The following is a 5,556-nucleotide window of genomic DNA, read 5'->3' on the forward strand; positions in this document are numbered from 1 at the left end:
TTGAGCTGTATGCAGTGAAAGTTGCACGTACAGTTCTTAGGAGGGCGGCAGCTGGTAACAGGTGCCGCCTATCCGACCTCGTATAATCAACACTTGATAGCCTACCCTCAACAATTTTCATCTTAGTTGAGGATACTCATGACCGAGGAAGCAACCCCTTCTGAACCACCACCATTAACCTTGGAGTCTGTGCAAGCCAAGTTTGATGCCTGGCGGCAGCGACCAGGTACACGACGGCCATTTCCTGACAGTTTTTGGCTGGATGTCATTGCACTACAACATCATTATAAATTATCTAAAATTTTAACCACCCTAAAAATCAGTCGTGCTCAGTTGGCAAGTAAAGAACAAAAATTAACGGGTAAAACTAAGCTTGCTAAAAAAACGAAGACACCTGGCAAGGAATTTATTGAGGCTGATTTTAGCACCATTCATGTGGACACGAGACCAGACTTTGCTGAATTATGCTGGCCTAATGTGCTCAGTATTGAACTCACCAGACCTGATGGCACGGTGCTCAAGGTCAATGAGCTATCGTCTCAAGCGGTGGATGAATTAATTACTCGATTTATTGTGTAATCGTATGCTGCAACTGACACCTCAACATCGTTTATTATTAGCAGTTAAACCGATTGATTTTCGTAAAGGCATCAACAGTCTTATTGCCCTATGTCAGCAGCAATTAAGTGAGCAACCGGATTCAGGGACCATTTTTGTTTTCACTAACCGCCGTAAAGAAGCGGTTAAATTACTAGTGTACGATGGACAAGGGTTTTGGCTCTGTATGAAACGATTTTCTCAAGGTAAATTAAAATGGTGGCCAAAGGCTGGAGGCATCACCTATAAAATCAGTGCCAAAGAGCTACAAATACTCTTATACCAAGGTGACCCAAGGCGTGCCTCAATCATGGAAGACTGGAAACCCGTCGCGGCATAAGTGCATTTTTGCCTAGGCGGCTAATGGTGTCTCTTCTGTTATTGACGATAGTGCTTGCTGGTAATTCCAGGGCAACCAAGCAAAGGGGTTTTGTTTCACTTGCTCCTGGTACAGCTGTAATACCGTTAAATAATCAATGGGGTTAATGCCATTTTTTAACGCCGTATGAATGACGCTCATGAGTTCACTACCGACTTTGGCGCCATTTAACGTTTTGTGGAATAAGCTATTCTTTCGGACACGAATCGCTATTTTTAAGGCTCGCTCGACCATATTCGTATCCAAGGGGGCACCAGCATGGGTTAAAAACTGAGTTAAGGTGTCCCAACGATTGAGCCAATAATGGTAACTTTTGCCTAGAGGACTGTTTGGTTCAGCCTTGCGCTCGTTCAGTTGCTGTTCCATCCAGGATTTTAAGATATCCATGATAGGCTGACTGTACTTCTGGTGATAAGCCAACCGGTCTAGAGGGGAGAGCTTCTTTTTTTTGCAATGATCCTCATAAGCATAAATACAACCCACGGCGTCTAAAACAGTGCTGGCTTGTTCAGGAAAGTAATTTTCAAGCTCAATAAACTTTCTTCGACCGTGGATTAGGCAGTGACAAACTATAGTTTCTAGGGCTTTATCAATATTATTCTGAGGTAACGCATCACAGGCCTGAAACGGTATCGGTAAGCCAGTCTCCCGTTCATTTAATACCCTAGTGAGATTCTCTCCAGCATGTTTTATGCCGGAAAAAAATAGATAAATCGAGTGGCCATAATGATCCGCGATTAACCCTGTTGTATAGGTGCCTTTTTTATCCGGCCTATCAGGGTTGGCTTCTTTGCCTGCCATAACCGACAGGACCTTAACCGTAGTGTCATCCTGAAAGAATAAAGGACTTTGTGCCCCTAAAATGAGGCAGGCATTAAAAATGTAAGTCGCTACTTGATGCACCTCAAGACACAACCCCCACTGTGTCGTATCAGGGATAGGGACACCGGTTTGCTGTTGCCACTGAGCAAGCCGATACAGAGGGAGTCCCATTTGATACTTTAAAACAGCCACCATGGCTTTGGCTCGCGCATCATACTTTTCAGTAACATTGGCAAGCCGTGGAGTCGTATATAGCTCACCACATAAACCACAGCGTAGTCGTTGCGTTTCATAACGAGTAGCATTGAATAACTGTCCACCTTCAATATGGATAAAGACCTTGGGGGGCTTCAGTTCATAGAGTTTACCCCCGCACAATAGAGGGCAAGGATCACCAGCTGTATAATCAGGGTGCTTTAAGACAACTGTTTCTGCTGCCGTATAAGCATCGGCACCTAATCGGCCATGGCCTTTACGCTTGGACTTATCTATCGAACGAGTATCTGGCTTAGGTGATATATCGGCACTGTCAGTTGAGTTACTAACCCCACTTTCAGCCTGTACCTCTGAGTCTGACGGCTTATCCCAAGAGCGCTTCTCAGACTGAACACCAAAGGCCTTTTTCAGGTTACTAATGCTGATTTTTGAGAAGGTTAGTTTCTGCTGGAGCCATAAACACAGCTCCAATACACCGATAACTAAAATCTTGTGTGCATCTGATAAATTCGACTGTTCAATGGCTAGACGTAATTGGTCAAAGTCTTCGGAAGTTAATGACTCAATTTTGGGCGATTTCATTATAATGGTAAACTGCTAACAATTGGCTACAGGCAGCGTACTAGAGAGGTTTATTGATTGAATAGAGATATTCACGGTAAAGTGTGTAGGATATTTGCTGTAGCCCCATAATTGCCAGAGGGACACATATTTTAATTGCTATTCACTTTATACCCATCAATTGTCATTTGTAACGATTTGATGTTATTGATTAACAAACTATTAGGGTATGGATCACTATATTTTTGATGAGGGTTTATTGTGTCCAAAAGCTTTTTATTCAACCAACATAAAGCATGATGGCTTTCTTCATCATTTATTAATGTGTGCAAATGGAGACTCATATCAAGTAGCATAGAAACATAATTTATGACATTTTCATCTTCATGATGAACTTTAATCTTGTCATTGAAGTAATGTTCTAAAAAAAATATGATAGTTTTGGTATCTTGCTGAGTAAGATCTTTCATTAGATGGCCTTTCATTGTTGGCTGAGTGGTAAGCCATTAATTTCTAAAATAGATACAAAAATGGCACTCTCACTTTATGCTACAGTACTACTCATAAGACTGTATTTGAGCAATAGTGATATAACCAACAAAAAAAACTTGCAGATACCAGCATTAAGCTTGTAATTAAGACGGTTGTTCTTAGTAATAGTTCAGTTATTCTACTTATACCTTTTAACTTATGACAGACTTATAACCAATAGTTCTTGCAAAAATGATATTAATAAGATTTATCGTACCACCTCAGTAAGAAATATTTTTAGCACCTACACACCCTTACCGAGAGGACACGGAGAAACATCATACAACCAAGTCATTTTGAGAGTTGAGGACGCTAATTAAGCTTAGTGATATAGCCTTTTGACTACCTGGTGAAGCGTCCAGGTAGTGTGTAGCAAAACCCCAAGTGATTGATTTATACTGTTAATTCTGGTTAACTTTTATACAAAATTTAATGAGTTTTTGGTCAGATAAGACATTACTTTTGACTAGTTTTATGGGTTGATTATAGATAGGATTTATTGAAATATTTTAACTGATTGATTCATTCAAAAGTAGCTAGCGTCAAATGTAAGTGAATCTTTAGGTTAACTTTCCCTGTTGGGTATACAGTCATTTGTTAAATAATCTTCATATTCTAAATAGAGTTTCCAGATTTCTAAGGCTATCTTAGAAAGAGTAGAACCGCGCTTTCCATGTAAAAAGTCTCTTACCTTAATGTCGTTACCAGATTTTTTGCATGTTGTAACTTTTTTTATAATCTTAGCATGTTTTTCTCTGAAATAATTAGGTACTTCGTTGTCTTCGGGAACATTTGCCAGTATTAATTGCCCTATAGAACTTTCCAACCTATATTTTATTTTTTCTTGATGTGTAACAAGTTCCTCTACTGCTAGTCTTAACCTATGTCTGAAGTTGCTCATTTTGAGTTAATAGTCTCCAATATTTAGTCAAGTTAATTATTTTTTAAGATTAGCAGTGTTTGTCGAATATAGTCATTTTGGCAGCTACTAGAGTCAATATCTCCTACAAATTGATCACGGTACTTGGTAATTAAGTGTGCGACTGCTTGGCCCAACTCAGTATCATCCTTTTGTATGTTTTGAATCAAGCTATTGCATGTGTCCATTGCTGCAAACCTATTCATATAGATTGCTGCTCGAATAGCCAGATCAAGCGATAATATTTTTTGCTCTACTGCTGCTTTTTGGGATGTAAAAACTATTCCCATGTTTTCTGCAATATTTTCTGCATAGCGCCATGAATAATCTTTGGTTTCAACATGCTTTTCATAAATATCCAAAAATGTTTGTAGATGACTTACAACTTTGTCTAAACAGATTATATTGAAAAAACCGGAAGATAGTTCAAAGCAAATATTATTTTGTTCTTGGTTTTCTAGTAGTGCTAATTGATCGATAAATTCTTTGACTTTTGTTGGGCTATATTTCTGATCTTTTAACTCATCAGATATTTGGTCTAATAAAAGTTTTGACTTTGATAGGCCTTCAGCTCTTTGTAGTAAAACATCAAAGGCTGTAGTTAGTGATTGCTTAAGGTCATTAAGGTTTTGGTATCGTTGATTTTTATCCACTTTGCAGCATTTATCAATAATATAATATAAAGGTGCAGGTATCTCTGATTCAACTAAGTAAAGGGGATCTCTTCCTGTCAATAAAAAATAAATTGTTTTTCCCAACATAAAAATATCACCAGAAGCATCTGGATTTTTAAAACCTCCATCATGAAGAAACTCAGGAGGGATATACCCATGAGTGCCCCAATAGATTGAGCTTCTTGTACAAAATGTATTTGATCCTATCTCTGTAGAAAGTCCAAAATCAGAAACAACCACATGATTCCCCTCTACTAAAAAATTTTGTGGTTTAATATCTCTATGGTATTGATTTCTAATATGTAGTTCTTGTAGACAGTCAATCATTTTAAGAATCAAGCTCTCTTGAGCTTCAGGTGAACTTTTTATTTTTTGAGTTAGTTTAGTTAAATCACCATCAGAGTAATACTTCATTACAAAGTAAGGTGGCTCATGCTGTAAATTATGTGAATAAATTTGCACTACTTTTGTGTTACCATGAAATGAAGCTAGAAACTTTACCTCACGGCGGAAGCGCTGTATTACTTCATCATCTATATCTTTACAGTACTTTAATACAAGAGGAAAAGGTGACGGGCTATTTGTGGGTTCTACAAATAAAATTGTTCCCATCCCCCCAGAGTTACTACATTCTCCAGTAACACGATAGCTATGATCAATAATATCATCAACTTTAAACATGTTTGTCAGTCCTTAACAAATTAATTCCACTAAATATTAAGCCAAATAAAATAGCTGATAATTTTCTTTAAATGCTTTAATTATAGTCAGATTAAATATATTATACCAGTCGCGAATCATTTCTAGGTTCAATAATACAGCATCATGTGTATAATCCACTGTTATGAGAGGATTTG

6 protein-coding genes are annotated in these 5,556 nt (G+C 38.0%); 2 read left to right on the forward strand and 4 right to left on the reverse strand.

The genetic code is table 11. From position 1 onward, the window contains the following. Positions 1 to 138 precede the first annotated feature (138 nt). Both ORQ98_RS28820 and tnpB read left to right on the forward strand, forming a co-directional pair. Positions 139 to 579: a hypothetical protein gene (locus tag ORQ98_RS28820; protein ID WP_274692284.1), complete on the forward strand. Its 441-nt coding sequence runs from the start codon at positions 139 to 141 to the stop codon at positions 577 to 579. 4 nt (positions 580 to 583) lie between these two features. Further along, positions 584 to 937, forward strand: coding sequence for an IS66 family insertion sequence element accessory protein TnpB (tnpB, locus tag ORQ98_RS28825; protein ID WP_274692285.1), 354 nt, complete (start codon positions 584 to 586; stop codon positions 935 to 937). A gap of 12 nt (positions 938 to 949) precedes the next feature. Here tnpB and ORQ98_RS28830 read toward each other — a convergent pair whose 3' ends face one another. The 4 genes from ORQ98_RS28830 to ORQ98_RS28845 all read right to left on the reverse strand — a co-directional run bounded on the left by ORQ98_RS28830 (position 950) and on the right by ORQ98_RS28845 (position 5,380). After that, positions 950 to 2,596, reverse strand: coding sequence for an IS66 family transposase (locus ORQ98_RS28830; RefSeq protein ID WP_274692286.1), 1,647 nt, complete (start codon positions 2,594 to 2,596; stop codon positions 950 to 952). A gap of 131 nt (positions 2,597 to 2,727) precedes the next feature. Next, on the reverse strand, positions 2,728 to 3,045 hold the full coding sequence (locus tag ORQ98_RS28835) for a hypothetical protein (protein WP_274692287.1): 318 nt from the start codon (positions 3,043 to 3,045) through the stop codon (positions 2,728 to 2,730). Between the two features lie 626 nt (positions 3,046 to 3,671). After that, entirely contained in the window at positions 3,672 to 4,007 is a 336-nt protein-coding gene (locus tag ORQ98_RS28840; RefSeq protein ID WP_274692288.1) for a hypothetical protein, read from the reverse strand. Positions 4,008 to 4,039: 32 nt separating this feature from the next. Next, positions 4,040 to 5,380, reverse strand: coding sequence for a serine/threonine-protein kinase (locus tag ORQ98_RS28845; RefSeq protein ID WP_274692289.1), 1,341 nt, complete (start codon positions 5,378 to 5,380; stop codon positions 4,040 to 4,042). Positions 5,381 to 5,556: the final 176 nt, after the last annotated feature.

Source organism: Spartinivicinus poritis, assembly GCF_028858535.1.
GTDB classification, from domain to species: domain Bacteria; phylum Pseudomonadota; class Gammaproteobacteria; order Pseudomonadales; family Zooshikellaceae; genus Spartinivicinus; species Spartinivicinus poritis.